This window comes from Polaromonas sp. (assembly GCF_016185115.1).
Taxonomy (GTDB): domain Bacteria; phylum Pseudomonadota; class Gammaproteobacteria; order Burkholderiales; family Burkholderiaceae_C; genus Polaromonas.
On sequence record NZ_JACPOF010000029.1, the window covers coordinates 104,224 to 130,340 of the forward strand.

Below are 26,117 nucleotides of genomic sequence, written 5' to 3' on the forward strand. Positions count from 1 at the left end.
TGCCATTGAAGGGCTGGTGTTATAACCAAGACCCCTCAAAGGCGGGCGCACGGCGCCCCCATATCCAAAATATCAAGGAACTCCGAACATGGGCGCGCAGTGGAAAGCAAAAGGCAAGGAACTTGCCGCAAATGCAAAAGGCAAGGTCTTCGGCAAGCTGGCCAAGGAAATCATGGTCGCGGCCCGCAGCGGGGCTGACCCTGCCTCCAACGCCAAACTGCGGCTGGTGGTCGAGCAGGCCCGTAAGGTGTCCATGCCCAAGGACACCCTTGAGCGTGCCATCAAGAAAGGCGCAGGCCTGACCGGTGAATCCGTCAATTTCGAGCACGTGATATACGAGGGCTTTGCGCCGCACCGCGTGCCGGTGATGGTCGAATGCCTGACCGACAACCTCAACCGCACCGCGCCCGAGATGCGCGTGCTGTTCCGCAAGGGCCAGCTGGGTACATCGGGCTCGGTGTCATGGGACTTTGACCATGTGGGCATGATTGAAGCCGAGCCGATTGAAAAAGGCGCTGATCCCGAACTGGCCGCCATTGAAGCCGGTGCGCAGGACTTCGAGGCTGGCGAAGAAGGCGTCACCATGTTCCTGACCGATGCAACCGACCTCGACATCGTCAGCCGCGCCCTGCCCGCGCAAGGTTTCACCGTGCTGTCGGCCAAACTCGGCTACAAGGCGAAGAACCCGATTGACCCTTCAACACTGAGCGCCGCAGAGCTCGAAGAAGTCGAAGCCTTCCTGGCCGCGATTGATTCGAACGACGATGTGCAGAATATTTTTGCGGGGCTTGGAGGCTGAGGCTGCTGGTTGTACACCTCTGTCATTGCGGACGCTGTCCGCAATCCATGACCCCAGTCCGTTGATCGCGGCGCAAGTGAAGTCATGGATCCCGGATCAAGTCCGGGATGACAACCTTGAAGCGCAGACAGCCCTGCGGCTCACTTCCTGCTTCCATTCCCGCACCGACTGAATCTCCTGCATGAATCCGCCAAGCCATTCGTCCGCCCCCGAACCCTCACCCGCAAAAAGACTGCTGCCCCTCGCCGCCATCGTGCTCTTCGGCTTTCTCGCCGTCGGCCTGCCGCTGGCCGCGTTGCCCCTCTATCTGCATGGCGTGCTGGGTTTTGACACCGTCACCGTCGGCTGGGTGGTCGGCATACAGTCACTCGCCACCGTGCTGACGCGGCAATTCGCCGGCAACTACTGCGACCGGCATGGCTCGAAGGCCTCTGCACTGGCCGGCCTGCCGCTGGCGGCGCTGGCAGGCCTCATCTATCTGGCGTCAACCTTCCTGCCCGCAGGCAACGCCGCGCTGGGCGTGCTGGTCATCGGGCGCCTGCTCATGGGCCTGGCCGAGAGCCTCTTCCTGACCGGCACCATGACCTGGGGCATTGGCCGTATCGGCCCCGCACGCACAGGCATGGTCATGGCGTGGCAGGGCATCGCCATGTTCGCGGCCTTCGGCATCGGGTCCCCCAGCGGCATTGCCGTCATGCAGCAATGGGGCTTTACCGGTGTGTCGATTGCCACAATCGTGCTGCCGCTCATCGGTCTGTGCATCGCGCTCGCGCTGCCCGACACGGCCAAATTTGTCGGTGGCCGGGTGCGTCAATCGATGCTCAGCGTGATCGGCCTGGTATGGCGTCCCGGCCTGGCGATGGCCCTGGGCACGGTTCCGTTTTCAGTCATCACCACCTTTGTCGTGCTGTACTACGGCGACAAGGGCTGGGCCGGCGCAGGTGCATCGGTCGCCAGCTTCACGGCCGGCTACATCGCCATACGCCTGTTCTGGGCGCACCTACCCGACAGGCTGGGCGGCCGCAAGGTGGGCATCATTTCAGTCCTGATACAGATTGCCGGCCTGCTCTTGCTCTGGTGGGCGCCCTCGCCCCTGTTTGCGCTGGCAGGCTGCGTGCTCACCGGCATGGGCCTGTCACTGGTCTTCCCCGCCATGGGCGTGGAAGCCATGCGCCACGTCCCACCCGAAAGGCGCGGCCTGGCCGTCGGCTGCTTCGTCGCGTTCATCGATCTCAGCACCGCCATCGCTGGCCCCCTCATGGGCGCGGTGATCGGCCTGGCAGGCTACCCCGCCGTGTTTCTCTGCTCGGCGGCGCTGTGCGTAGCGGCGCTCGGGCTGATGGGCTGGGGCTTGGGTGCGCGGCGGGTGGCCTGATCCCGTGCTGCGCGCTGGTTCCGGCACTTCGGCCTGCAAGGGTATTTAAATCACTGCCAGCCGGCTTAAACGGGTACCCTTGGGCACACGCAGGACTACATGCCCCACAACACCACCCAAACCCAACACCTTATTGCCCAGACTGCGGAAGAAGTCCTGAACGATGAGGCTTACCGGCTTTACGCACACCTGATTGCAGCCATCACAGCCTTCCAGCTCGGCAAATGTGACGCACCAGCTGATGAAGAATTTGCCCTGTGGCGGGCAGCCCAGCAAAAGCGGCTGGACACCACCATCAAGCCCATAGATACATTCCTGCCGCGGCCGGACCGGCGCCCGGCCGGTTAAGAGCAGCAGCACCCTCCCGGCACACCGGCCCCCCACCTGGCCAGATGGAGCAATTTTCGCGTACACGGCAAATTTTTAATGTATGCGTTAAAAATTGGGTAAAAGTTAATATGGAAGTTAACTTTTGGGCTTGTAGCCGGGTTGGGCAGCCCAAAATGCCTCAAAAACCCCATTTTTTAGTGCCAAATCGGGCTGCAGGCCAATAGATACGCACGTGAGAAGCTATGAAAAACATAGCAATCGCAGGATCGGCGGGCAAGGCAGCGCCCGTGTCACTGGAGCCGCTTCAGGGTTTTGGCAGCTGCGCTGGCCATATCGAGCTCATGAAGCTCTGACAACTGGGCGGTGATGGCTTCGCGCGCCAGCATTTCCTTATTCACGGCGTGATTGAGTCGCAGCGCGACCCATGCCAGGACGACCACCACCAGTGCGAAGGCACACCACAGAAAATTTATCAGGCCCATGAATCAGCATTGATGAACCCGGAGCGTCTGTCTGTGCGCTGGCGAACACAGCGCAGCCCCGGCTGGCTGAAGAAAGCCAGGCGCCCGATCAGCCAGCGCCTTTTTTGTGGGCCTTGCGCCCTTTCACCTCGGCAGACGCCAGCTCTTTCGCCGTCAGCATGTAGGCGGGGTTGTCGGTCAGGCGGCTGACGGCCAGGTCTATGAAGGCCCGGACACGGGCCGGTTGCGCGGGCCGGCTGCCGTAGTAGACAAACACGCTGGACAAGTCGGCCATGTGGTCAGTGAGCAGGGGTAGTTGCGGTGATTTTTGAGCGCCGAACGCGCGATCGTTCAGGGATCACCCGCATGTGCCTACAACTTCAACTTCAATGGCAAAGCCGTAATGCAGTTCAGGTACCGGTACGACCGTGCGGGCAGGCCTTGCCGGCCCGGCCCACGCCTTGTAGAGCTGGTTGAAGGCTGGCCAGTGGGCTATGCCGGTGATGTACACACGCACCTGCACCAGTTGCGCGACGCTGCTGCCCGCGGCCTCAAGTGCGGCCTGCACGTTGGCCAGGGTTTGTCTGGCCTGCGCTTCAAAGCTGGCCCGGTTGAGGCGCTCGCCTGAGGGCGTGATGGGCAACTGGCCGGAGACAAACACCAGGCCGCCGGCGACCACGGCGTGACTGTAGTGGCCGCCGGGTGGCGCCATGCTGGCTGGGTTGATCAGGCGAATGCTGTTGTCCATGGCAGTGCTGGCCGTGGCTACCAGCCATAAAAGCGTTGCCAGGTCGCGCCTGCTTCGGGCTCGCCGCCCGGGGTTGCGGCGACGGTATGGTATTCGGGAAACTGCGCGCCGGTGGCGCAGGCGTGGTTGGGCAGGATGCGCAGCTGCGTGCCGATGGGAAAGCGGGTGGTGATGTCCTGCTCTGGCTCGTCGCTCGTGCTGCTGAGGATGCCGTGCTCCTGGTTGGCGCCTGTGAGCTGGTAGCCGTCAAGCGGTTGGCCGTCGGTGTTGCAGACCTGGCCGTAGCCGTAGTCCCGTGACTGCTTTTGCGTGCCGCGGTCCCGGCTCATGGCCATCCAGCCGGCGTCAACGATGGCCCAGCCCTTGTCTTTCTGGTGGCCAATCACGGTAGTGAGCACGCTCAGGGCAATGTCGTCCAGGCCGCAGACGCCCACATTGGCCATGACCAGGTCAAACAGCACATACACGCCGGCTCGTACTTCCGTCACGCCTTCCAGTTGCTGTGCCGACAGCGCGGTGGGCGTGGAGCCGACGCTGACATTCGGGCAAGGCAGGCCTGCAGAGCGCAGGCGCGTAGCAGCGAGTACGCAGAGGCTGCGCTCCTGCTCGGCCATGGCCTGCAGGGCAGCGGGTGTGCTCAACTCGTAGCTTGAGCCCGCATGTGTCATGACGCCGCCGAGCGTGACGGCGCCCTGGTGCAGCAGGCGGCCTATGGTGAGCAGGTCTTCGCCGGCGGGTTGCACGCCGGAGCGGTGGCCGTCGGTGTCGATTTCTATCCAGACCTCGAAGGGGGTGTTGCTGGCCTGCGAGAACGCGACGATGGCGGCGGCAGAGTCGGCGCTGTCGGCAATGATCTTGAGCGCGCAGCCCTTGTTGATCAGTGCGGCGGCCTGTCTAAGCTTGGGCGCGGCCATGCCGACTGCGTAGAGGATGTCGGTGATGCCGGCGGCAAAAAACTGCTCGGCCTCTTTCAGCGTTGAGACGGTGATGCCGCGTGCGCCGGCAGCAATTTGCGCCTGGGCGATATCAACACACTTGGTGGTTTTGACGTGCGGGCGAAAGGCGACGCCGAGCGTGTTCATGCGCTGCTGCATGCGCCGGATGTTGCGCTGCATGCGCGCGGTGTCGATCAGCGCGGCGGGGGTGGTGAGGTCTTGCAGTTGCATGGTGGTTTATGTTCAGTCAATGTATTCGCCGCGTGCCTTCAGTGCGGGCACGTCGCGGCGCAGGCCGAGTGTGATGAAAGCCGAGACGACGCCCGGGGCTACAGTTTCGGCCGTGGGCATGTCGACGCCGACGGCGGCCATCTGCATGCGGAGCTCGGGGTCGGCCACTGCGGTGGCCAGTGATCTGCTCAGCTGGGCCAGCACTTCTTTGGGCACGCCCTTGGGCGCGAAGATGGCGTTCCATGAGCGCACATCGACGTCGCTGTAACCCAGGCTTGCCAGCGTGGCCGTGGCAGGCAGTTGCCGGAGCGGCTGGCGGGACAGCACGCCGAGCGCCTTGATCTTGCCGCCGGCCACCTGCGGCAGCGCCGTGGTGGTCTGGTCGCACATGAAGTCGGTCTGACCGCCCATCAGGTCGTTCATGGCCGGCGCCACGCCGCGATACGGGACGTGGGTGATGTCGATTTTCAGGGCCGACAGCATCATCACGCAGCCGTAATGCGAGATGGAGCCGACGCCGGCGCTGCCATACGAAAGTTTGGCCTTGTTGGCCTGCGCGTAGGTGATGAAGTCCTTGAGATTGCTGGCGGGCAGCGCGGACCTGGCGACGAGGATGAGCGCCGCACTGCCGGCCATGCCAATAGGCTCGAAGTCGGCAATCGGGTCATACGGGAGTTTTTTGAACAGCGCCACGTTGGCCACATGCGTGCCTATGGTGCCAAAGCCAAGCGTATAACCGTCGGGGTTGGCGCGCACCATTTTGCTCAGGCCTATGGTGCCGCTGGCGCCACCTATGTTTTCTATCACCACCGTCTGGCCCAGGTTTTTACCCATGCGCAAGGCGACGGCCCGTGCCAGTGCATCGCTGGGACCACCGGGCGGAAACGGAACGATCAGCGTGACCGGCCGGGTGGGAAAGCCTTGCGCCGCTGCTGTCAGGCAGACAGCGGTGAGCAGGGCAAGCGTTGTTGCGGCAAGCAGATGGCGCAAGGCGGGGCGGCGCGAGGTGGGCTGTGGCATGTCAGGCTTTCGGGTGGGGCTTGAGGTTATGGGTTGGGGCGTTGAATGTCTGCAACCATGGCAGGGCGGCGTCCAGCGTGGGGGATTCAACTTCAGCAATCGGCGCGCCTTCGGGGCGTTGAAGCCCGACGCGGTTGTGCCAGTAGGTGCGCAGGCCAACCTGCGCGGTACCAAACAGGTCGTAGCCTGAACCCGCGACAAAGGCGGCATCGCTGGCCGGCACGCCGAGTTTGTTGAGTGCCATCTGGTAGGGCCGCGGGTCGGGTTTGTAGTAGCCGGCTTCCTCACTGGTGATGACGACGTCCCAGGCAATGCCCAGCCTGTCGGCGGCCTGCCTGCCCAGGGTGACCGAGCAGTTGGTGACCACCGCCAGCTGGCAATGCGGCGCCAGCGCCTGCAGCAGTTCGCGTGCGCCGCTCCACACGGGCAACGTGGACCATGCGGCATCGAGCCGGTCTGCTGCGCCCGCTTGCATGCCGGTGTTGCGGGCGGCGTCGCGCACCAGTTGTTCATAGGGCTGGTAGGCGCCGCAACCGTAAGTCAGGCGCAGGTATTCGGCGCGCCAGGTGCGGCCTGCAGCCTCCGATCCGGCTGCAGCGTTCCAGACTGTCCATGAGTCCAGCAATGCGGTGAGCAGGTCAAAGAGCACGGCGCGGGGATAGCCCGGGTTTGGAGAGAAGTCATTTGCCATGCGTCGAACTATACAAATCAAATGATTAGTTTTGGTTAAAATAAATTGAATATATCGTTTACTTTAAATTAACTGCAAGACACTTGTCGGCCAACTGCCATGCTCCATATCGAAGACTTGCAAATGATCAGCACACTGGCCAACAGCCCGTCGCTCAGCGCAGCGGCGCGTGCGTTGAACGTCACGCCGCCGGCGCTGTCAACGCGGCTGAAGCGGCTGGAGGCGCAATTGAAGGTCAACCTGGCGGTACGCAGCGCGCGGCATTTGTCGCTGACGCGTGAGGGCGAGCAACTTGCAGCGAGTGCTGCCGGACTGCTGGCGCAGATCGAGGCCCTGCCGGAGTCCTTTGCGCGCATGGGCCAGGACGTGAGCGGCAGCCTGCGCATCACGGCGCCCTTTGGTTTTGGGCGCGAACACATTGCGCCTGAGGTAGCCCGCTTTGTGAAGGCGCATCCGCGGGTACACCCCGTCCTGGAGTTGCTTGAATCACCGTGGCCCGACAAGCGCGACGCCGATGTGGTGGTACACATAGGAGCGGTGCGCGACTCGTCATGGGTAGCGCATCTGCTGGCGCGCAATGTGAGGTGGGTGTGCGCCAGCCCCGCCTATCTGAAGGCGCGGGGCGTGCCACTGCACCCGCGAGAGCTGGTGTCGCACGCGACCATCTGCATCCGCGAAAACGATGAAGACGTGAGCTTGTGGCACTACCGCAAGGGCAGCACGCGCAGCGCGATACGTGTGTCACCCACCATGGTCAGCAACGACGGTGAAGTGGCCCGCACCTGGGCACAGGCCGGCCTGGGCGTGGTGCTGCGATCACAATGGGACGTTGAGCACCTTGTAGCGCAGGGCAAGCTGGTGCGCCTGTTTTCTGACTGGCAGTTTGACAGTGCGGACATCGTGGCACTGGTGCCCAGCCGCCGCGGCAACACGCTGCGTGTGAAAGCCTGCGTGGAGCACCTGCGGGCTGCTTTTGCCAGGCCTGCCTGGCAAAAAGGAACAGTCGCGAAACGCTGATCCAGGTTGCGCCAGCCTCCCCGCGCAGTGTGTGGCGTGCACGGGCAGGTCCTGCTCAATGTCCGGGTCAGACTACCGTCCGTCATACCATCAGCGGACCTGGCAAGCTTGGGCTGGACAAAAGCACCCAGAAATAATCTGACGCCCACCTCGGGAGCCACCTGCAGGGCTTATGCGGACAACGCGCGCGAAGACACATACTGCGCGCTGGCACGGCGGAACATGTCGCCCAGATAGTCCGCCGCAGGCGTGAGCGGAATCCCGGCGCGCCGGATGATGACGATGTCCGGGGCCGGCAATGCCTCCTTGATGTCGATGATCTGCAGGGCGCTGCGGGTCAATTTGAATTCATCGTATTGACGCAGGGTCACCACCAGCGCATCAGACGACATCAGGGTGATCAGCGCGCTGAGCATGGATTCGGCCTTGATGACCAGGCGTGGCGGCGGCAGCTTGTTGCGTGTGAACAGTGCGCGGAACTCCGCCTCGGCATCGCTGGTGGTGCCGGTGGTGATCCAGCTGGCGCCTGCCAGTTCACGCAAAGAACGAGCCTTTGCCAGCGGGTGGCCTTTGCGTGCAAACACCTGCCTTGTATTGTTGAACAGCACCTCGACCGAATACTCACGCGACGGTGCCGGTTTGGGTGCGGGGCCGAGGTAGAAGTCCATGCTGCCATCGCGCAGCCTTGATTCCACCGCCGGGAACGACCCTTCAACAATCTGCAGACGCACGTTGGCAAAGCGCTGCTGGAACAGCGGCAGGGCCACAGGCAACAGCGCCAGATGCGCCACGATAGACAGGCAGACCGCCACCTCGCCCTTGTCGCCGCCAAGATATTGCTGCACATCTTCAAGCACGTGGCGCGCTTCGTTGGTGATGGTGCGCGCCCGCCGCAGCACCAGCTCGCCCAGCGGCGTGGTCGTCATGCCGCGTGCCCGCCGTTCAAATACGGGCGCGCCCAGTTCGCGCTCAAGTTCGCCGAGATTGTGGGTCAGCGCCGGTTGCGACATGCCCAGTGCCCGCGCCGCGCCGCGCAGGCTGCCATGCTCTGCAATGGCCAGTGCCGCGCGTAGTTGATGCAGCTTCATGAATGATCCTTGATCATAAGTAATTTCTATCAGTGGAACACTTTTGACATCTTACGCCGTTCTTGACCCTTGCCTAGACTTCACCCCAAGAGCCCGGCAGCAGAAGGGCCAAGCCATCGTCGGCAACCAATTCAATTTACCGGAGACAACCCTCATGCGTATTCACACCGCACTACTTGCCGCCACACTGCTGGCAGCCCCTTTTGCCCCGGCGATGGCGCAGCCGCCCGCCTTCCCGAGCCGGCTGCTGACCGTCGTCGTTCCGGTCGGCCCCGGCGGCAGTTATGACTACCTCGGCAGGCTGCTGGGTGACGGACTGTCAAAAGAACTGGGGCAAGCCGTGGTGGTAGAAAACCGCCCCGGCGCAGGCACGGTTGTCGGCACGACCTATGTCGTCAAGGCCGCAGCCGATGGCTACACCATGGTGGTGGGCGGTGTCGGCAGCATTGCACAGGCCCCTGCGCTGACACGCGACCTGCCCTACAACCCCACCCGGGATTTGCTGCCCTTGCAACTGGTCTCAACCAACGGCTACACACTGATTGCCCGCCCTGACCTGCCGCAAAAGACCCTGCCAGAGCTGATCGCCTTTGCAAAGGCCAATCCCGGCAAACTGACCATAGGCACACCCGGCCAGGGCAGCGGCCAGGCTGTTGGTGCAGCGTTGCTCAAGAGCCTGGCCGGCATTGACCTGCTTGAAGTGCAGTTCAAGGGCGCACCGCCTATCTACACCGAACTGCTGGCCGGCCGCATAGACCTGTTCTTCGACGGCACCGGCACGGCGCAGCCCTTCGTCAAGAGCGGCAAGGTCAGGGCCATCGCGACGTCCGGCGACACCCGCGAGCTGGCTGATGTGCCGACCTTCCGTGAAAGCGGATTGCCTGAACTGGTGCTCTCAAGCTGGACGGGCCTGTTCGTCCCCGCCGCCACACCCAAACCGGTCGTGCTGCGCCTGCGCCAGGCCATAGACAAGATCGCCGCCACGCCCGCTTTCAGGGACCAACTGGCCTCACGCAGTTTCAGCCCCTTCACCACGCCCGATGTAGAGGCCTTCGTGCGTGCCGAGAACCAGCGCTGGCCTGCCCTGCTGGCCAAGGCCGGCGTCAAGCCACAGTAATAGTCCTAGCAAACCACCAAAGGAAACGACATGACAAGCACCACACTCCAGACCCCTGCAGCCGCCACAGGCGTGCGCACGATGAAACAACTCATCAACGGCGAATGGGCAGCAGCCTCCAGCGGCCAGACTTTTGACGACATCAACCCGTACACCGGCGAGGTTTACGCGCGCATCCCTGCCTCCGGTGCCGCCGATGCCAAACGCGCCATTGAGGCAGCAGAAAAAGCCTTCCCCGCCTGGGCAAAAGTGGGCGCACGCGCACGCCAGGCGCTGTTTCTGAAAGCAGCAGACATCGTCGAACGCCGCGCCGAAGAACTGGTCAGCATCATGGCGCAGGAGACAGGCGCATCTCATGCCTTCGGGCGTTTTCAGGTCCAGTGGTCTGTCGGCCTGCTGCGCCAGGCAGCTGGCTACCCTTACCTGTCGGGCGGCGAGATCGTACCCTCGGACACACCCGGCGTTTTTGCCATGGCGATCCGCAGGCCCCTGGGCGTGGTGGCCGGCATCTCGCCATGGAACGGCGCCCTCGCGCTGGGACTGCGCACTGTCGTGTGCCCGCTGGCCTGCGGCAACACTGTCGTGCTCAAGCCTTCAGAAGAAGCCCCCATATGCGCCGGCCTGGTGATCGGCGAGATCCTGCATGAGGCGGGCTTTCCGCCGGGCGTGGTCAACGTCATCACGCATGCACCTTCGGAAGTCGGCCCCATCTCTGACCAGCTGTTTGAAAGCCGCTCGGTCCGCGCCTACAACTTCACCGGTTCATCAGCCACCGGCTCCATGCTGGCGGCGCGCGCCGGCAAACACCTCAAGCGCATTGCGCTCGAACTTGGTGGCTACAACCCCATGCTGGTGCTGCACGATGCCGACCTGGAATATTCAGTCGACACCGCCATCTTTGCGGCCTTCTTCCACCAGGGTCAGATCTGCATGAACACGCGCAAGATCCTGGTGGCACGCCCGCTGTTTGATGACTTCCTCGAGCGCTTTGTGGCGCGCGCCAAGGCCCTCAAGGCGGGCGACCCGACCAACCCGGCCACGAAGATCGGGCCGCTGATCAACGACGATGCCGTAGCCAAGGTGAAAGCCGGGATTGCCAAGGCTGTTGCCATGGGCGCACGCATTGTGGCTGGCGGCAACGCCGATGGCCGCTGCTTCGAGCCCACCGTGCTGGTCAATGTGCCAGCCAACGCACCTATCTACTGCGAAGAGGTGTTCGGCCCTGTCGTGCTGGTTGAACCCTTCGACGACGAGCAGGACGCCGTACAAAAAGCCAACGGCAGTGACTACGGTTTGTCGGCATCCATCATGTCGCGCGATGCATGGCGCGCCATCACGCTGGGCGGACAGATACAGGCCGGCATGGTGAATGTGAACGGCCCCACCATGGGCGGCGAACCGCAGATTCCGTTCGGCGGCGTCAAGGACAGCGGCTGGGCGCGCTTTGGCCGCTGGGCAATCGACATCTTCTCTGACCTGAACCTGGCCACTGTCAGCGAAGAGAAACGCAAATATCCGCTGTGAACATCCTGATGAAAAAAACTGCGATCAACAAGCCATGAACCCTATGACCGAACCACCTTCAGCCCTCAACCTGCCGCGCGTATTGTTCGCGGCCGGCGCCCTGGCTGCGCTTGCAGGGGAGCTTGAGGCGCTGGGCGTACGCAAGCCACTGCTGGTGACCGATCAGGGCCTGGTGGGCGCCGGGCTGGCAGCCAAAGCGATTGCAGCCTGCGGCAAAAACACGCCTGCAGTTTTTGACAACGTGACAGAGAACCCGCTGTTCTCCGATGTGGACAAGGGCGCGGCCTTTTATGCCCAGCAAGGGTGCGATGGCATCGTTGCGCTGGGCGGCGGCTCGGTGATAGACACAGCCAAGATGATTGCCCTGCTGGGAACCAACCCCGGCTCGGTTGCCAACTACGCAGGCGTGCGCAACGCTCCCCACGGACCCAGCGCGCCACTCATCGTCATCCCGACGACGGCTGGCACGGGCAGTGAAGCCTCGCCATCTGCAGGCATACACCCTGACGCTGCCAGCCCCTCTGTCGGCATGGGGTCGCGCCACCTGGTGCCGGTACTCGCCATCCTTGACCCTGACCTCACGCGCAGCCTGCCCCCACGCCTGACCGCGGCCACAGGCATAGATGCCCTGTCGCATTGCATCGAAGGCTTTCTGTCGAAAAAGCACGTCCCGCTCGGCAAATCAATCGCGCTCGACGGCATTGCCCGCGTCGCACGCTACCTGCGCCGTGCAGTCACTGACCGTGATGACGCCGAGGCCAGAGGCGAAATGATGCTTGCCGCCTTCGCCGGTGGTGCCGCCATCGGCATGGGCCTTGGCCCTGCCCACGCGGTCGCCATCGTCTGCAGTGACCAGGGCTTTCATCATGGCGTTCTGAGCGGCATAGGCCTGGTCGCCACACTGGACGCCACCAGCGCGCATGTGCCTGAACGTGCTGCAGAAGTTGCGGCTGCGCTCGGCCTCGAACGCAGCGCATCCCTGAGTGAGGCCATCGCCGCCCTCATGCGTGAGCTGGGCCTGCCGGCCACGCTCGCCGAGCTGAAATATGCGCCACGTGACATTGACGCGCTTGCCACTGCTGCGCACCAGAGCCATTTCAACTTCTTCGCGCCGTTTCACCCCACTGCAGGCGACTACGCCAGCATGCTTGCCGGTTCATTAAAGAGAAGCCACTGAATACATGAGCGGCTTTATGAGCAAGGCACGCCTGGATGGCCTGTGCCAAGAAAACTGACCAAGGCGGCGCACTGCATAATTTTGACGTATACCGCAAATTTTTAATGTACGCGTTAAATTTACGCCAAAAACTCAACACGAAAGTTAACTTTTGGAGTTTGCAGCAGCCACCACGTCTAAAAAATGCCCCAAATCCGCAAAAAGGCCGTTTTTAGCTGAAAAATAAGGCTGTGGCCCAATGGATACGCACGTGACCAGCTATGAAAATAGTAGCATTCGCATTTGTTCGCCGGGTTGCAATGCGGCGCACCCCGACCCAGCCAGTGCCTGCAATCCCCCGCATTCAGGGGCTGGCATTGGCCCGCCGCAACATGTCTAGAAAATATTCTGCAGCCGGTGTCAGGGGCATGCCGAACCTTCGCACAAACACCCCGCGCGGCCCGGCAATGGGTTTGTTGATATTCAGGACGGTGACGCCGGGTGGGCCGCCCAAGTCCACCAGAGGCTTGGGAACCAGCGCCAGCAAATCTGTGTGCATCACCGAAAAAATAATCGTGTTGATGGTCGAGCAGCGGACGGCAACATCGGGCAACGGCATGTTCAGCTGCAGGAAGGCTTGGGAAAGATTGTCGATCTGGTGGCCCGGCGTGGCGCTGACCCACTGCGCACTCCTGAGGTCATCCAGCGACTCCACCTGCGACAGCGGATGGCCCTTGCGCACTATGACCACCAGATGGTTGTCGTACATGAACTCGCTCACCAATTCGCTGTCGATTGAGGTTTCGGGTTCCGGGCCGATATAGAAGTCGATATTGCCATCCTTCAGTCCCAGCTCTGCGGTGGGGTACTGCCCCTCGAACACCTTGAGCTGAACGCCAGGATAGCGTTTGAGAAAGGGCACCAGTGCACCTTCCAGCAGCCTGGCTTGCGCGCCACTCGACAGGCAGGCCACGACCGCACCCACGTTCTGGCCCTGCAGTTGCTTGATCTCGTCGCGGGCGCGCTGGAGTTCTGCCATCGCGGCACTGGCGCGCTGCACAAAACGTTCGCCCATGGGCGAGAGTTGCGCACCGCGGGCATGGCGGTCGAACAGCACCACGCCGAGGTCGCGCTCAAGCTCGCCGATGCTGCGCGAAATGGCAGGCTGTGTTATGTGCAGGTGGCGGGCGGCAGCCCGAAAGCTGCGTTTGTTGGCGACGGCGAGTACGTCTTTTAACTGGCTGAGTTTCATGGTGGAGGCCCGTTCAAGACTGCGCTGGGGCAGCCACATCTGCTCAAATTTCAGCGATGCCGATCTTGCATCACCGTGACAATTTTGCCATCTTTCGGATTCACTCGGAAATTTCTAGTATTGCTGCAGCTGTGTGTGCTTCCCGTTTTGGCCACCACAGGCTGTACGCGCGCTCCCCGACATCAGGGTGCGCCACACAACTAAAAGTGACAGGAGACAAGAATGCAAATAGCCTTTATCGGCCTTGGGGTTCAGGGCAAGGGCCTGGCCAAAAACGCCGTAGCGGCCGGACATGAGGTCACCGTATTCGACCCCCGGCCTGAACCTTGTGCAGAACTTGCCGCCCTGGGTGCCACCGTTGCCGGCTCGAACGCCGACGCAGGCAAGAGCGCTCGGGTCATCCAGGTGTGTGTGCTCAACGATGCGCAGGTCGAGTCGGTCATTGCCGGCCCTGCCGGGCTACTGTTCAGCGCACAGCCCGGCACGATCATCGCCGTACACAGCACCATACGCCCGGCCACCATCGTGGCCATGGCCGCCAAAGGGCTTGAAAAAGGCGTCATCGTCATCGACGCCCCCGTCAGTGGAGGCGCTGCGGGTGCCGAGGCGAAGCGCATGTCCTTTATGGTAGGCGGATCGCCTGAGGCGCTGGACGTCTGCCGCCCTGTTTTTCAATCATCCGGTGACCGCATCGCACATATCGGTGAGCTGGGCAGCGCACTGCGCGCCAAGCTGGCGCACCAGCTCATCATCTCCGTCAATTTGCTTGCCGCCTATGAAGGCATGAAGCTCGGCGTGATGGCCGGCGTACCCGCCGAACTCCTGGAGCAGGTGGTGCGTGACGGGGCTGCACAAAGTTATGTCACCCATCACTGGTCAACCCTGGTGCTCGGGCCGCAGGCACCTGCGGTTTTTTACAAAGACCTGCAGCTGTGCATAGAGCTCGCCAATTCGCTCGGCCTCAGCGTGCCCGGCGCAGCACTGGCGCAACAACTCATGGAGGTCATCCTGGCTGACCACCGTATACCCAAGGAGCAAAAGCAATCATGAACCGGCGCATTCACATTAACCTAGATGTCAGCGGCAAGCCTGGGGGTGCCGACAACGGCCGCTTTGTGGCGCGTGATGCGGTTGACTCCGCCAATGGCGAAATTGCCCGCAGGATCTACGTCGACGAAGACATCTACAAGCAGGAAATCCAGCATGTCTTCAAGCGCTCATGGCTGTACATCGGACATGAAAGCCAGATCCCCAAACCGGGCGATTTTGTGCTGTCGCGTATGGGCGATGAATCCGTCATCCTGACGCGCGACGCAAAAGGCGTCGTGCATGTGTTTCTCAACTCATGCCGGCACCGGGGCATGAAGGTCTGCCGTTACGACGAAGGCAACGCCCGCAACTTTGTCTGCCCCTACCATGGCTGGACATTCAAGACGAGCGGCGAACTCATGCTTGTGCCGGGCTACGACGAAGCCTACAAGGCCGCCCCGTTCGACAAGGCCAAGTGGGGCCTCGTCGAAGTGGCCCAGATCGCCAACCTGCGCGGCACCATCTGGGCCACGTGGGACGCTAGTGCGCCGTCCTTCAAGGACTACATGGGCGACATGTATTTTTCGATGAACCTCGCGCTTTCGCCATGGAACGGCAGCGACGATGAAATCGAACTGCTGGGCAGCCCGCAGAAATGGGTGATTCCTTCGAACTGGAAGATCGTTGCCGAGAACTTTGCTGGCGACATGGCCCACACCATCAGCCATGCATCCGTCGACAAGGTCGGCATCGGTCCCAACAACAAGGACGGCATGACCGAAGGCCGGCGTGACGACCCAGGCGAACTGGCCCTGTGCACAACGCCGCAAGGCCATGGCGTGCTTTACGGTATTTCGCCCGAGGGACAGGAGCCACGCGACTATGCCGTCTCGCCGCCGACGGCAGCCTACTTCCTTGAAAACTGGCGCGAGCGCCAGAAACTCCAGGGTAACAAGGGCCGGCTGACACCAGTCGTCGGCACCATATTCCCCAACATGTCTTTTCACGGCCAACAGCCAAGAACCATACTCGTGTCACACCCCAACGGACCCAACCACACCGAAATGTGGCGGGTCTATTTTGTCGACAAGAAAGCGCCACCAGAGGTCAAGGCGTTTCTGCGCCGCTACTACACCCGCTACTCGGGCCCGGCCGGCATGACCGAGCAGGACGACATGGAAAACTGGAACTACGCTACAGCCAGTTGCCGGGGTAGCGTCGCGGAAGAGTATCCCTTCAACTACAAGGCGGGCCTACACGTCGGTGGTACGCACCCCATGATTCCCGGTGTGATCACGCAGCACCCGATCACCAGCGAGCAAAACGTGCGGTCGCTCTACCACCGCTGGGCAGAGATGATGGACGCCGAAAGCTGGGACTCATTGCGCGCACCCACTGCAGCCGACGGAGGCCGGCAATGAGCAGTCACGACAAGTCTGCCTATCGGGACCTGGTCCGCGACGTTGAAGAGTTTTTGTACCTTGAAGCAGACATGCTTGACGAGCGCCGCTACAAGGAATGGCTGGACCTGCTCAGCGAAGACATCCGCTACCGCATACCGCTACGCAAAAACATGAAGTATTCAGACAGCCACCTCGACATCAGCGGCGATGACGACATGTCATGGATGGACGATGACAGGGAAACCCTGGTCAAGCGTGTGAAGCAGATCATGACCGGCATTCACTGGGCCGAGGAGCCGCAGTCGCGCGTCTCGCACCTGGTCACCAATGTGCGCATCATCAATCCGGCTGAAGCGCTGGCAGGCAGCGCAGACATCCTGGTGTCCAGCCGCGTGCTAGTTCACCGCAACAGGCTCGAAGGCGAGACCGACTACTTCATCGGCCGGCGCAACGACATCGTGCGGCGGAACGGCGATGGATTCCTGCTGACGGGCCGTACGGTCATTCTTGACCAGGCGACCCTGCTGGCCAAAAACCTCACGATCTTTATTTGATCACCGGTGGGCATCGGTGCTTGACCTATGGCTTTTTTACTCTCGCCAACTACTCGTCGTGCAGAGACTGAAATTTACGGACTGGTAACAGCCTGCACCTCAACTTCGCCAGCGATTCCAGCATCCCCTTTCTAACTACAAGAGTTTTTTACTCACAGGAGTCAACATGCAAAAACGATTTTTCCTCAACACCCTGGCCCTTGCGATTTTGGGTACCGGCATTGCAGGCAATGCACTCGCGCAGGACAACAAGTTCAAGGTCGGCCTGGTGCTGTCCATGACCGGATCGTTTGCCACGCTCGGTAAACAAACCGAAGCGGGTGCCCGCCTTTATATGGCTCAACACGGCGACACCGTTGCCGGCAAAAAGATCGAGCTGATCGTCAAGGATGACACCAGCGTGCCGGATATTGCCAAACGCATCGCACAGGAGCTCGTAGTCAACGACAAGGTCAACGTACTTGCAGGCTTTTTGCTGACGCCGGCTGCCCTGGCGGCCGCACCGATCGCCACGCAGGCCAAAACGCCACTCATCACAATGGCCGGTGCCAGCTCCAGCGTGACGCAGGCATCACCCTACGTGCTGCGTACCAGCTTCACCGTAGCCCAAACCGCAGTAGGCATCGCCGACTGGGCACCCAAAAACGGCATCAAAAAAGTTGTCACGCTGGTGTCTGACTTCACGCCCGGCCTGGACGTTGAAAAATTCTTTGGCGACCGCTACACCTTCAACGGCGGCAAGGTACTCGACCAGTTGCGCGTACCCCTGCGCAACCCCGACTTCGCGCCCTTCCTGCAGCGTGTGCGCGACCTGGCACCTGATGCAGTGTTCGTATTCGTACCGGCAGGCGCCAACGCCGCGCTGATGAAGCAGTTTGCTGAACGCGGCCTCGACAAGGCCGGGATCAAGCTGATAGGCACAGGCGACATCACTGATGACGACATCCTCAATGCTACTGGCGACGTGGCACTGGGTGTGGTGACTTCGCACCAGTATTCAGCCTCGCACAACTCCGCGCTAAACAAGAAGTTCGTTGCAGAGTTCAAAAAGGCCAACAACGGTTTGCGCCCCAACTTCCTGGCTGTAGCGGGTTACGACGGCATGCGCGTGATTTACGAAGCAGCCAAAGCTGCAAAGGGCGGCAACGGCGACGCACTTCTGGCAGCCATGAAAGGTCAGGTATTTGAAAGCCCGCGCGGACCGATTTTTATCGACGCCCAGACACGCGAACTGGTGCAGAACATCTACATCCGCAAGGTCGAACGGGTCAACGGCGAGCTATATAACACCGAATTTGAAACCATCAAGGACGTGAAGGACCCCGGCAAGATTCGCTAGGTCGCAAGACAGACAGCGAACCCGCCGGGCATGGCTTCATGGCTTGGTAGCGGGTTCGTATGCTCCGATGCATGCCGGATAGGCCGTACAGCACGCCAAGGCTTGGTCGACGCTGCCAGAATTGCAAAACGCAGCGGCGGGGATCAAAATTTACCGTATACCGCAAATTTTTAATGTACACGTTAAAAATTTATCGAAAGTTAATATGAAGCTTAACTTTTGGCTTGCGGCAGCCGCCAGCTCAAAAAATGGTCTGAAAAACGGCTTAAAAGGCCATTTTTACCTGCCAAATCAGGCTGCAGCCCAATAGATACGCACGTGAGCAGCTATTAATAACATAGCATTCTCGGTGAAGCCGGCCTCCCCCTGCATGCCCGGTCGCGACGATCAGGTCATGCCCGTACAGCCATCTCGCCGGATGGCCGCTTAAACCCCGGCAACCCTCTTCTTGTGTTCCAGCTCAAGAGCCTGCAGCATCAGCCGCAGGCCCATCGAATAAGCGTCTGATGCATTGAGGCTCACAAGGCTTTCACGCACAAAATGCGTTCCGGGAAACTCTTTCGGGTCAAGCTGTGCGAGCTTCTCGTTGAGGAATTCCCCGTGCTGCCCCGGCCAGCGCCGCGCCACCGTTGAGTGCGCGAATGAGGTCACCAGTTCCACGACAAGGTGGGCATAGGCGGCGGTGTGCATCGCATCAAATCCGGCCTGACGCATGGTGCTGGAGAATTTTTCAAAAAAGAGGATGCCGTAATCGGTTTCGCCAGCCTGCACGTCCTGCACCATGCGGTAGCGGTTGTGGGTAGAGACATAAGAGGCAATGCCGGGATAGCGCAGCAAGGCGCGGTAAAAGGCATTGGCCACGTTTTCAATGTTTTCCAGCCAGTGCGGCTGTTCACGCGGCCAGTTTTCAATCACTTCACGCCAGAAGGCGTTCATGACGCCTGACGTCAAGGGATCGCGGCCGCCGAGGTAGTAGTGAATGAGGCCAGGCGTCACGCCCAGCTCCCGTGCGACCAGCACGACCGAGAGGTCCGCCAGCGGAACCGTCTTTGTCAGCTGCAATGACAGGGAAAGAACCGTCGCGCGGTCCAGTGCGCCGGTGGTGGCGCCGGCCGGGCGACCGGGACGTCGGCCGGTCTTGCGGGCTGCTGCTGTTTTTGCGGTGGCTGTATTCGCGGAAGACATTCGGTTTTGATTATCGCCGTAGCGGTCATGCTGCCCTGCTGCGACTCACCGCGCGTAGCGCGCCTGCAGCCACCCGGCAATCGCAGCACCGGCGATGTCCTGCGGCCAGGGGTCGCCCGCAGACACCGCGTGGCCATGGTGGTTGCCCTTGATGTCCACGCGCTGCCTGTCCGCACTGCCTATCTGCTGCTCGATCTGGTGGGCATCCGAGGGAAAGACGGTGTTGTCGGCGGTGTAATAAATCATCAGCGCCGGTTGTTTGATGGCTGCGCCGGTTTTGGCAAACGACGCGTTGGACGACAGCGCCGACCAGTTGGACAGCCAGCTTTCTGCCGTGCAGACGCGCCCGAACCCGACGGCCCCCAGATTGGATGCCACGGGATCAGAACCCCAGACCGTGCCCCAGCGCCGGTCAGACGGGTCCAGCGACAAGTCAAATGCCCGCAGGTCGGCATCAGTCCGCCAGACTTCGAAGATGGCGTTGAACGATCCCTGCATGGCGTCGCGCTCGCTGCCGCCCTGCTTTGAACGTGCGCGCGCCTCCAGCCGGTCAGCGATCATTTTTTTGGCCATCGCATCGATGCGCGCCACGCGCCCGCGCTGGGCCTCGCGGTAGCGCGTGACAAACTCCGGCGAATACTGCGCGCTTTGCGGGCGCGGGCGAAAACCATTGGCTTCACGAAAGGCATTCAGGCCCTCATCAAGTTCCAGTGGTTTTGATTCATCGCTCACCGCGGGGTCTATGCAGCTCATCAGCAGATGGCCCTGGCCGGGGTGCGGGGCCACAAAAATAAAACCATCCACCACCGGCATGATGGCATCGTGCAGCTTCACGGGCCGCATGCCGGGCGTGCGCTGGAGGCGCTGCTCAGGCGCGAGCAGTGACTGCTGGTTGTAAAACGAAAACAGGCTGGCGCCCCCCGAGTTGCCGAGCAGCACGATCTTTTCAAAACCGAGTTGTTTCAGGTGCTGCAACCCGGCCGCGACGTCCAGCAAGGCGACTTCATGCTCCAGGCGGATATCGTTGCCCACAGTCCTGGCACCCTGGACCCAGCATGCATAACCGGCCTCCACGATGTAGGGCACCAGATAGTGGGTGACCAGCAATTCACGCGGATGCATGATGACCACCACCGTTTTTTCACCCCCACGCGCATGCAGGTAGCCAGTGATCTGCGCGCCGTCCTGGGTGGGCACCGCTGCAACGCGTGTTTGCATGCCGGCGGGCAAACGATCCGCGTTCCACGATGCGCCCCGCAAGCCTGCGGTGGGTCGCGGTTCGGCGCGTGCGGTTTCTGCTGTTGAACTCAAGGTGATCTCCTGGCGATGGGCCGGCCGCAAGGCTTGCAGCCACGACGCCCGGTTTCAAATTCAAATGGCCGCCATCCTAATAATTATTGACATCTATGTCAAATTTTTACTCAAACCATCCATTCAACAGGAATCAATCAATTCCCTTAGAGAATTTAAAAATTCTCAGTGTGTTTAATGCATAGCCGAAAGCAGCATCAGGGTAAATACGCATTTATTGATATGCCTGTTAATTTATGCTTCGGTCATTGTGAACGCACTGCACAGGCACGCAAGCCATCAATCCCAGGAGACAGACACATGATCGGAGTCAAGGAAGCCATCCCCGGGGTGACTTACATACCGCTGGACAAACTGACGGAGTACGTCGCCGCAGGCGAGCTTGAAAACCGCACGCTGACTGAAGCGCTGGCCGGGTCCTTCAAGACCAATGCCGGGCGCGTGGCCATCGCCAGCCCTGAAGGCGAGGTGACTTACGCGCAGCTTGACGACATCACCGACCGCTTTGCCGCAGCCCTGCTGCAGCTTGGCATGAAGCCGCTGGACCGCGTTATCTTTCAGTCCGGCAACTGCCGCGAAGTGATCTACACGGTTGTCGGGTGCCTCAAGGCAGGCCTGATTCCGGTCTGCACGCTTGCCGCGCATCGCGAACTTGAAATCGAATACCTGGGCCGGCATACCGATGCGCGTTTGCACATCGTGCAGGGCAACGACCCGAAGTTCGACCTGCCGGGTTTTGCCCTCAAGACAAAGTCGCAGATCCCAACCATGCGGCACGTGATCTCATTCCTGGGCGAGAAGCGCGAAGGCATCCTGCGGTTTGAAGACCTGATTGCCCAACCGGTGTCCGCCCCTGCAAGGCAGGCCCTTGCAGACGTTCCGCGCGACCCTTACCAGGTGGCGGTCTTCCAGTTGTCGGGCGGCACGACCGGTGTTCCCAAGGTGATACCGCGCATGCAGAACGACTACCTGCGCAACGCGCTGGGCAGCATGGAAGCCATGGGGCTGCGGGCCACCGACGTGCTCTTCATGCCCATGCCCATGATGCACAACGCCGCCATGATCTGCATCTGGCTGCCATCCCTTCTGGCCGGCTCGACCTTTGTGATTCCCGGCGGCATGACCGCAGAGACATGGGGTGAGGTGTTCAGCGCCTACAGGCCGACCTTTATCGGCATGATCCGTGCGCTGTTGCCCCGGCTTGATGAAATGGTCACGCGCAAGCTCGGCAGCCTCGACCAGGTACGCGGCGCCTGGGCACCCGATGCCGCGCGCGTGATTCGCGAGAGGTACGGCATCCTCAGTTTCGGGATGTTCGGCATGTCGGAAGGCCTGAACCTGTATTGCCGGGCAGACGACCCGGAGGAAGCACGGGACTGGACCATAGGGCGACCCCTGTCCCGGCTTGACGAGGTGCGGCTGGTCGAACCCGGTACCGAACGCGACGTGGCCGTCGGCGACGTCGGCGAATTCATATGCCGGGGCCCCTACACATTGCGCGGTTACTACAACGCGCCAGACCGCAATGCGCAGGCCTTCACCGCCGACGGTTATTACCGCAGCGGCGACCTGATGATGCAGCGCGAGATCGAAGGAAAGCTTTATTACGCTTTCGCAGGGCGCACCAAGGACGTCATTGACCGCGGCGGCGAAAAGATCAATTGCGAGGAAGTCGAAAGCGCCGCATCCACCCACCCGGCCATATCGGAATGCGCCGTGGTTGCAATGCCCGATCCGGTGCTGGGCGAAAGAATCTGTGCATTCATCGTGGTCAAAAGCGGCGGTGCTGCGCCCGGCATTGGCGAGCTGGGCCAACACCTGCAGGCGCTGGGCATGGCGAAATTCAAATGGCCGGAACGCATCGAAGCGGTCGACGCCATCCCGCTCACCAAGGTAGGCAAAGTCGACAAGGCCACCCTGCGGAAAAACATCACCAGCACGCTGTCGGCCGAAGCGCCCGCGAAAACACTGCAACCCTCCTGAAAGGCATTCACCTTGAACAACCAACCGATGACGCTCCATGGCGTCAACCATACGGCCCGACCCACCTGGAAGCTGGCTGAAACCGTGGCGTTTTACAAGGACGTCCTGGGCTTGCCGCTGGTGCACTGCGTGTCTGCGCGCGGCTGGGGACCGGCCAACCACCCGGACTTTCTGCATTTCTTCTTCGACAGCGGCAATGGCAGCACGATTGCCTTTTTTTACTACATCGGTGACGACCAGCCAGAGCACCTGGTGCACCGGCCCGAATATGACAACGACGCCATCCACACGGCCTGGACCGTGCAGACACGGGATGAACTGCTGGCCTGGCGCGCGCAAATCGAAAGCCGCGGCGTCAAGGTGATGTTCCAGATCGAACATGAAGTGATCGAGTCTATCTACTTCAGGGACCCCAATGGATACCTGCTGGAAATCACCATGCCGCTGCGCGCGTTCCGGCCCATAGACGGGATAGACGCAGAACTCACCCTTCAGGCTGCCATTGAACAGGAGGCCCGGCGCAACAACACGCAACAGCCTTTTGAAGAGGTCGAAGCAGTCTGGCGATCCAAGGGCGACATGGTGCGCAAGCTGGTGGCAAATACACAGGCGGCGGTGCACTGATGGTGACGATTTTTGTACCCAATATTCCCGAGTTTGAACCGCTGCTCAAGGGCGCGCGGCTTTATCCGGGCTGCGCCGTGACCGGGCCCGTCGCGGACTACTGGCAGATTGAAGCCGGATCTTTTATCGAGTTCACACGCAAGGGGCTTGACCTGGGGCCTGCGCTCTGGAACAGCGCCCTGTGCGGTGGTTTCATTGGCCGCATTGCCGAATACAGCCGGGATGTCATGCGTATCGAGAGCGAGGTGGCCGCGTGAAAATCAACGTCCTGGGCGGAGGCCCCTCCGGCCTCTACTTTGCCCTGCTGGCCAAACGGCGTTTTCCCGAAGCGGACATCTGCGTGCATGAGCAGAATCCGCGCGGCGCCACCTACGGCTTCGGCATTGTGCTGGCCGATCGCGGGCTGGACAGGCTGCAAAAGGCGGACCCGGTCTCGTACCAGGCCATTGTCGACGCGTCATTTGTGACGCGGCACCGCTTCATGACGCATCCCGATGAAACGCTTTTCATCGAAGGGGGGGGTTACGGCGGTTCCGTCGCGCGGCTCAAGCTGTTGCAGATTCTTGAAGCCCGCTGTGAAGCGCTCGGTGTCCACATCACCTACGGCGTGCGGGTGGAAGACCTGGGCGCGCTTGAAAAAGCGGATCTTGTGGTCGGCGCCGACGGTGTGAACTCCATGCTGCGCAAACGGCATGAAGCCGCATTCGGCACCACCAGCCGCCTGCTCACCAACCACCTGGCGTGGTACGGCACCGAAAAACATTTCGCCTACCCGGTGATGTCTTACCGGCGGCATGCAGGCGGGCATTTTGTGGCAGTGGCCTACCCCTACTCGGAGCGCATGAGCACCTTTGTCGCCGAGTGCGACAAGGACACCTGGATCAATCTGCACATGGACGCGATGAGCGATGCGGAGCGGCAGGCGCTGGTCGAAAAAGTCTTTGCAGAAGAACTCCAGGGCCAGCCGCTGATCAGCAACAAGTCGGTCTGGCACAACCTGCCGGTGGTGCGCAACAGGCAATGGTCCGTCGGCCATCGCGTGCTGATCGGCGACGCCCTTCACAGCGCACATCCCAGCATAGGTTCGGGCACCCGCATTGCGATGGAAGATGCGATAGCGCTGGCCGATGCCCTTGTGGCGACGCCGGATGACATCCCCGCAGCGCTCGCAAACTTCAGGAAGATGCGCGAGCCCGGCAAGCTGAAACTGGTCGCCGCCGCAGAGAAAAGTTTCAACTGGTTTGAAACCTTCCCCGTAAAAGTGGACACGCTGGGCGCCGTACCCTTTATCTTTGACTACCTGATGCGTACCGGGCGTGTCGGCGACGAACGCCTTCAGGCCGAATATCCGGAATTCATGGCGCACTATGGCCATCGCCGCCATGAGGGTGTGTCCACACAGGAAGTGGCACCGGCATGACCGCAGTGACACCCTGGCTTATGGCACAGCCATTCACCAGCGAACGCCGCGTGCGTTGGGGTGAGTGCGACCCGGCGGGCGTGGTCTACACACCGCGCTTTGGAGACTATGTGGCCGAAGCCTTCCACACATTCATGGAGGCGCTGCTGGGCGGCCCGCTGAGCCGGAAGATGCCAGAGCTGGACCTGGGAACGCCGGTCAAATCACTGCAGTTTGTGTTTCACCGGTCATTGTGGCCCGACGACGAATTCCGCATCAGCACGCTGGGCGGCGACATCCGCAATCGCAGCTTTGACCTGGCCATGGAAGCGCATGACATCAAGGGCCGCCATGTCTTCAGCGCACGCCTGGGCATCATCTGCGTGCATACCGTGCAACGCGAGTCACAGGCCATCCCGCAGGCATTGAAAGAGCGGCTGCAACTTTATGCGGCGCGCTTTCCTGCGCCTGTTGCGGCGTAGCCGCTCAAGAAGATTTCCCCCACCAACGATAAACAGGAGACAACATGACACTGAAATTTTCCTCCATGGCCAGGCTTGCAGTGGCCGCACTGATGGGCGCGACACTTGCCAGCGCACATGCCCAGAGCGGCGCCTATCCACAAAAGCCGGTGCGCATCTTTGTGGCTGCACCCGCGGGATCGGCGCCCGACCTGATCGCCCGCATCCTCAGTGAAAAGCTGGCCTCGCAACTGGGCCAGCCGGTGATCATCGAGAACCGGCCCGGCGCAAACGGCATCGTGGCCATGAATGCCCTGAAAGCCGCAGCGCCGGACGGCTACACCATTGCCATGCCGCAGGCGGCTGTGGTGGCCGTCACGCCCTTCACGTACAAGGATGCGCACTACAACGTCGAACGCGACTTTGAGACCTTTGCCATCGTGGCGACATCGCCCATGCTGTTCGTGACCAACATGAGCAACCCCGCCAAAAATCTGGCAGACGCGGCGGCAGCCGCCAAAGCTGCGCCTGACCGTGTGGCGATAGGGAACCCGACGCGTACGTCCATCCCCCACCTGGCCGCAGAACTTGCAGGCCTGAAAGCGAACGCAAAATTCCAGCAGGTATCGTTTGCAACCACGGGTCAGGGCATACAGGCAGTCGTCAATGGCGACACTGCGTTTTACGTCGATGGCGTCGGACCGCTCATACAGCTCGTGAAGTCAGGAAGGCTGCGGGCGCTGGCAGTGGCGTCCGAAACGGAATTGCCCGGTCTTGAAGGCATCCCGCTCGCCAACAAATCCCTGCCAGGGCTCAATGTGTCCGGGTGGTTCAGCATGCAAGCCCCCAAGGGAACGCCCGCTGCGATTCTCCAGCGCCTGAACAATGAAGTGAAGATTGCGTTGCAATTGCCCGATGTCGTTGCCAAGTTCCGCGACTTCGGCACCTACCCCACACCGGGCAGCGTGGCCGATGCGCAAAAGTTCATCAAGGGTGAAATCGACCAGTTCAGCGGCGTGATCCGCACACTCGGGTTGAAGCCGGAGTAAGGGAGCCATCAGTTGCGGCGATAGCCCAATCCGGCT

The 26,117-nt window shown here is 61.4% G+C and carries 27 protein-coding genes; 17 read left to right on the forward strand and 10 right to left on the reverse strand.

The features are described 5' to 3' along the window. Window positions 1-88: 88 nt before the first annotated feature. The 3 genes from HYX42_RS19345 to HYX42_RS19355 all read left to right on the forward strand — a co-directional run bounded on the left by HYX42_RS19345 (window position 89) and on the right by HYX42_RS19355 (window position 2,522). Window positions 89-799, forward strand: coding sequence for a YebC/PmpR family DNA-binding transcriptional regulator (locus tag HYX42_RS19345; RefSeq protein WP_293406198.1), 711 nt, complete (start codon window positions 89-91; stop codon window positions 797-799). Between the two features lie 181 nt (window positions 800-980). Next, window positions 981-2,174, forward strand: a complete 1,194-nt coding sequence (locus HYX42_RS19350; protein ID WP_293406200.1) for an MFS transporter — start codon at window positions 981-983, stop codon at window positions 2,172-2,174. A gap of 99 nt (window positions 2,175-2,273) precedes the next feature. Continuing rightward, window positions 2,274-2,522, forward strand: a complete 249-nt coding sequence (locus HYX42_RS19355; RefSeq protein WP_293406202.1) for a hypothetical protein — start codon at window positions 2,274-2,276, stop codon at window positions 2,520-2,522. A gap of 272 nt (window positions 2,523-2,794) precedes the next feature. Here the strand turns inward: HYX42_RS19355 and HYX42_RS19360 are convergent, their stop codons facing one another. The 6 genes from HYX42_RS19360 to HYX42_RS19385 all read right to left on the reverse strand — a co-directional run bounded on the left by HYX42_RS19360 (window position 2,795) and on the right by HYX42_RS19385 (window position 6,590). Continuing rightward, on the reverse strand, window positions 2,795-2,986 hold the full coding sequence (locus HYX42_RS19360; protein WP_293406204.1) for a hypothetical protein: 192 nt from the start codon (window positions 2,984-2,986) through the stop codon (window positions 2,795-2,797). 88 nt (window positions 2,987-3,074) lie between these two features. Then, window positions 3,075-3,260, reverse strand: a complete 186-nt coding sequence (locus tag HYX42_RS19365; RefSeq protein ID WP_293406206.1) for a hypothetical protein — start codon at window positions 3,258-3,260, stop codon at window positions 3,075-3,077. A gap of 63 nt (window positions 3,261-3,323) precedes the next feature. Further along, a complete protein-coding gene (locus tag HYX42_RS19370; RefSeq protein ID WP_293406208.1) occupies window positions 3,324-3,713 on the reverse strand; it encodes a RidA family protein in 390 nt (129 codons plus the stop codon). A gap of 17 nt (window positions 3,714-3,730) precedes the next feature. Continuing rightward, entirely contained in the window at window positions 3,731-4,879 is a 1,149-nt protein-coding gene (locus HYX42_RS19375; RefSeq protein WP_293406210.1) for a DSD1 family PLP-dependent enzyme, read from the reverse strand. 12 nt (window positions 4,880-4,891) lie between these two features. Further along, window positions 4,892-5,899 (reverse strand): tripartite tricarboxylate transporter substrate-binding protein, encoded by a 1,008-nt coding sequence (locus HYX42_RS19380; RefSeq protein WP_293406212.1) that lies wholly within the window; start codon window positions 5,897-5,899, stop codon window positions 4,892-4,894. Between the two features lies 1 nt (window position 5,900). Beyond that, complete coding sequence (locus HYX42_RS19385; RefSeq protein ID WP_293406214.1) at window positions 5,901-6,590, reverse strand: HAD family hydrolase; 690 nt, start codon at window positions 6,588-6,590, stop codon at window positions 5,901-5,903. 99 nt (window positions 6,591-6,689) lie between these two features. Between HYX42_RS19385 and HYX42_RS19390 the strand changes: the two genes are divergently transcribed. Continuing rightward, on the forward strand, window positions 6,690-7,607 hold the full coding sequence (locus HYX42_RS19390; protein ID WP_293406216.1) for a LysR family transcriptional regulator: 918 nt from the start codon (window positions 6,690-6,692) through the stop codon (window positions 7,605-7,607). A 170-nt stretch (window positions 7,608-7,777) separates the two neighbouring features. On the opposite strand, the gene HYX42_RS19395 is transcribed toward HYX42_RS19390, so the two are convergent. After that, the gene (locus HYX42_RS19395) at window positions 7,778-8,695 is read right to left on the reverse strand and encodes a LysR substrate-binding domain-containing protein (protein WP_293406218.1); all 918 of its coding nucleotides are present in this window, start codon (window positions 8,693-8,695) and stop codon (window positions 7,778-7,780) included. 154 nt (window positions 8,696-8,849) lie between these two features. Here HYX42_RS19395 and HYX42_RS19400 point away from each other — a divergent pair, with 154 nt between their 5' ends. Genes HYX42_RS19400 through HYX42_RS19410 form a run of 3 tightly spaced genes read left to right on the forward strand, consistent with a single transcriptional unit; the run spans window position 8,850 to window position 12,513 of the window. Further along, window positions 8,850-9,812, forward strand: a complete 963-nt coding sequence (locus tag HYX42_RS19400; RefSeq protein WP_293406220.1) for a tripartite tricarboxylate transporter substrate binding protein — start codon at window positions 8,850-8,852, stop codon at window positions 9,810-9,812. Between the two features lie 30 nt (window positions 9,813-9,842). Continuing rightward, the gene (locus HYX42_RS19405; protein ID WP_293406222.1) at window positions 9,843-11,336 is read left to right on the forward strand and encodes an aldehyde dehydrogenase family protein; all 1,494 of its coding nucleotides are present in this window, start codon (window positions 9,843-9,845) and stop codon (window positions 11,334-11,336) included. 34 nt (window positions 11,337-11,370) lie between these two features. Continuing rightward, on the forward strand, window positions 11,371-12,513 hold the full coding sequence (locus tag HYX42_RS19410) for an iron-containing alcohol dehydrogenase (RefSeq protein WP_293406225.1): 1,143 nt from the start codon (window positions 11,371-11,373) through the stop codon (window positions 12,511-12,513). A 343-nt stretch (window positions 12,514-12,856) separates the two neighbouring features. Here HYX42_RS19410 and HYX42_RS19415 read toward each other — a convergent pair whose 3' ends face one another. Further along, a complete protein-coding gene (locus tag HYX42_RS19415) occupies window positions 12,857-13,744 on the reverse strand; it encodes a LysR family transcriptional regulator (RefSeq protein WP_293406227.1) in 888 nt (295 codons plus the stop codon). Window positions 13,745-13,966: 222 nt separating this feature from the next. Here HYX42_RS19415 and HYX42_RS19420 point away from each other — a divergent pair, with 222 nt between their 5' ends. From HYX42_RS19420 to HYX42_RS19435, 4 genes are all read left to right on the forward strand, one after another. Further along, a complete protein-coding gene (locus HYX42_RS19420) occupies window positions 13,967-14,794 on the forward strand; it encodes an NAD(P)-dependent oxidoreductase (protein ID WP_293406229.1) in 828 nt (275 codons plus the stop codon). Then, a complete protein-coding gene (locus tag HYX42_RS19425; protein ID WP_293406231.1) occupies window positions 14,791-16,194 on the forward strand; it encodes an aromatic ring-hydroxylating dioxygenase subunit alpha in 1,404 nt (467 codons plus the stop codon). The genes HYX42_RS19420 and HYX42_RS19425 overlap by 4 nt, the downstream gene beginning before the upstream one ends. After that, on the forward strand, window positions 16,191-16,730 hold the full coding sequence (locus tag HYX42_RS19430; protein ID WP_293406233.1) for a 3-phenylpropionate/cinnamic acid dioxygenase subunit beta: 540 nt from the start codon (window positions 16,191-16,193) through the stop codon (window positions 16,728-16,730). Before HYX42_RS19425 ends, HYX42_RS19430 begins: the two co-directional genes overlap by 4 nt. Window positions 16,731-16,896: 166 nt before the next feature. Then, complete coding sequence (locus tag HYX42_RS19435; RefSeq protein WP_293406235.1) at window positions 16,897-18,069, forward strand: ABC transporter substrate-binding protein; 1,173 nt, start codon at window positions 16,897-16,899, stop codon at window positions 18,067-18,069. 426 nt (window positions 18,070-18,495) lie between these two features. On the opposite strand, the gene HYX42_RS19440 is transcribed toward HYX42_RS19435, so the two are convergent. After that, window positions 18,496-19,254 (reverse strand): TetR/AcrR family transcriptional regulator C-terminal domain-containing protein, encoded by a 759-nt coding sequence (locus HYX42_RS19440; RefSeq protein WP_293406237.1) that lies wholly within the window; start codon window positions 19,252-19,254, stop codon window positions 18,496-18,498. Between the two features lie 45 nt (window positions 19,255-19,299). After that, window positions 19,300-20,565, reverse strand: a complete 1,266-nt coding sequence (locus tag HYX42_RS19445) for an alpha/beta hydrolase (protein ID WP_293406239.1) — start codon at window positions 20,563-20,565, stop codon at window positions 19,300-19,302. A 300-nt stretch (window positions 20,566-20,865) separates the two neighbouring features. Between HYX42_RS19445 and HYX42_RS19450 the strand changes: the two genes are divergently transcribed. Genes HYX42_RS19450 through HYX42_RS19475 form a run of 6 tightly spaced genes read left to right on the forward strand, consistent with a single transcriptional unit; the run spans window position 20,866 to window position 26,081 of the window. After that, entirely contained in the window at window positions 20,866-22,548 is a 1,683-nt protein-coding gene (locus HYX42_RS19450; RefSeq protein WP_293406241.1) for an AMP-binding protein, read from the forward strand. A gap of 12 nt (window positions 22,549-22,560) precedes the next feature. Further along, window positions 22,561-23,172 (forward strand): VOC family protein, encoded by a 612-nt coding sequence (locus HYX42_RS19455; protein ID WP_293406243.1) that lies wholly within the window; start codon window positions 22,561-22,563, stop codon window positions 23,170-23,172. After that, window positions 23,172-23,429 (forward strand): hypothetical protein, encoded by a 258-nt coding sequence (locus tag HYX42_RS19460; protein ID WP_293406246.1) that lies wholly within the window; start codon window positions 23,172-23,174, stop codon window positions 23,427-23,429. The genes HYX42_RS19455 and HYX42_RS19460 overlap by 1 nt, the downstream gene beginning before the upstream one ends. Beyond that, window positions 23,426-24,592, forward strand: coding sequence for an FAD-dependent monooxygenase (locus tag HYX42_RS19465; protein ID WP_293406248.1), 1,167 nt, complete (start codon window positions 23,426-23,428; stop codon window positions 24,590-24,592). Before HYX42_RS19460 ends, HYX42_RS19465 begins: the two co-directional genes overlap by 4 nt. Next, complete coding sequence (locus HYX42_RS19470; protein ID WP_293406250.1) at window positions 24,589-25,053, forward strand: thioesterase family protein; 465 nt, start codon at window positions 24,589-24,591, stop codon at window positions 25,051-25,053. The genes HYX42_RS19465 and HYX42_RS19470 overlap by 4 nt, the downstream gene beginning before the upstream one ends. Before the next feature lie 44 nt (window positions 25,054-25,097). Continuing rightward, on the forward strand, window positions 25,098-26,081 hold the full coding sequence (locus tag HYX42_RS19475) for a tripartite tricarboxylate transporter substrate binding protein (protein WP_293406252.1): 984 nt from the start codon (window positions 25,098-25,100) through the stop codon (window positions 26,079-26,081). Window positions 26,082-26,117 lie beyond the last annotated feature (36 nt).

Bases quoted from the DNA above. Each gene is read 5' to 3' on its own strand.
- HYX42_RS19405 (WP_293406222.1), top strand. From the start codon at position 9,843: ATGACAAGCACCACACTCCAGACCCCTGCAGCCGCCACAGGCGTGCGC.
- HYX42_RS19370 (WP_293406208.1), bottom strand. From the start codon at position 3,713: ATGGACAACAGCATTCGCCTGATCAACCCAGCCAGCATGGCGCCACCC.
- HYX42_RS19460 (WP_293406246.1), top strand. From the start codon at position 23,172: ATGGTGACGATTTTTGTACCCAATATTCCCGAGTTTGAACCGCTGCTC.
- HYX42_RS19475 (WP_293406252.1), top strand. From the start codon at position 25,098: ATGACACTGAAATTTTCCTCCATGGCCAGGCTTGCAGTGGCCGCACTG.
- HYX42_RS19345 (WP_293406198.1), top strand. From the start codon at position 89: ATGGGCGCGCAGTGGAAAGCAAAAGGCAAGGAACTTGCCGCAAATGCA.
- HYX42_RS19380 (WP_293406212.1), bottom strand. From the start codon at position 5,899: ATGCCACAGCCCACCTCGCGCCGCCCCGCCTTGCGCCATCTGCTTGCC.
- HYX42_RS19355 (WP_293406202.1), top strand. From the start codon at position 2,274: ATGCCCCACAACACCACCCAAACCCAACACCTTATTGCCCAGACTGCG.
- HYX42_RS19400 (WP_293406220.1), top strand. From the start codon at position 8,850: ATGCGTATTCACACCGCACTACTTGCCGCCACACTGCTGGCAGCCCCT.
- HYX42_RS19385 (WP_293406214.1), bottom strand. From the start codon at position 6,590: ATGGCAAATGACTTCTCTCCAAACCCGGGCTATCCCCGCGCCGTGCTC.
- HYX42_RS19420 (WP_293406229.1), top strand. From the start codon at position 13,967: ATGCAAATAGCCTTTATCGGCCTTGGGGTTCAGGGCAAGGGCCTGGCC.
- HYX42_RS19390 (WP_293406216.1), top strand. From the start codon at position 6,690: ATGCTCCATATCGAAGACTTGCAAATGATCAGCACACTGGCCAACAGC.
- HYX42_RS19375 (WP_293406210.1), bottom strand. From the start codon at position 4,879: ATGCAACTGCAAGACCTCACCACCCCCGCCGCGCTGATCGACACCGCG.
- HYX42_RS19425 (WP_293406231.1), top strand. From the start codon at position 14,791: ATGAACCGGCGCATTCACATTAACCTAGATGTCAGCGGCAAGCCTGGG.
- HYX42_RS19435 (WP_293406235.1), top strand. From the start codon at position 16,897: ATGCAAAAACGATTTTTCCTCAACACCCTGGCCCTTGCGATTTTGGGT.
- HYX42_RS19365 (WP_293406206.1), bottom strand. From the start codon at position 3,260: ATGGCCGACTTGTCCAGCGTGTTTGTCTACTACGGCAGCCGGCCCGCG.
- HYX42_RS19470 (WP_293406250.1), top strand. From the start codon at position 24,589: ATGACCGCAGTGACACCCTGGCTTATGGCACAGCCATTCACCAGCGAA.
- HYX42_RS19410 (WP_293406225.1), top strand. From the start codon at position 11,371: ATGAACCCTATGACCGAACCACCTTCAGCCCTCAACCTGCCGCGCGTA.
- HYX42_RS19450 (WP_293406241.1), top strand. From the start codon at position 20,866: ATGATCGGAGTCAAGGAAGCCATCCCCGGGGTGACTTACATACCGCTG.
- HYX42_RS19440 (WP_293406237.1), bottom strand. From the start codon at position 19,254: ATGTCTTCCGCGAATACAGCCACCGCAAAAACAGCAGCAGCCCGCAAG.
- HYX42_RS19350 (WP_293406200.1), top strand. From the start codon at position 981: ATGAATCCGCCAAGCCATTCGTCCGCCCCCGAACCCTCACCCGCAAAA.
- HYX42_RS19415 (WP_293406227.1), bottom strand. From the start codon at position 13,744: ATGAAACTCAGCCAGTTAAAAGACGTACTCGCCGTCGCCAACAAACGC.
- HYX42_RS19430 (WP_293406233.1), top strand. From the start codon at position 16,191: ATGAGCAGTCACGACAAGTCTGCCTATCGGGACCTGGTCCGCGACGTT.
- HYX42_RS19360 (WP_293406204.1), bottom strand. From the start codon at position 2,986: ATGGGCCTGATAAATTTTCTGTGGTGTGCCTTCGCACTGGTGGTGGTC.
- HYX42_RS19395 (WP_293406218.1), bottom strand. From the start codon at position 8,695: ATGAAGCTGCATCAACTACGCGCGGCACTGGCCATTGCAGAGCATGGC.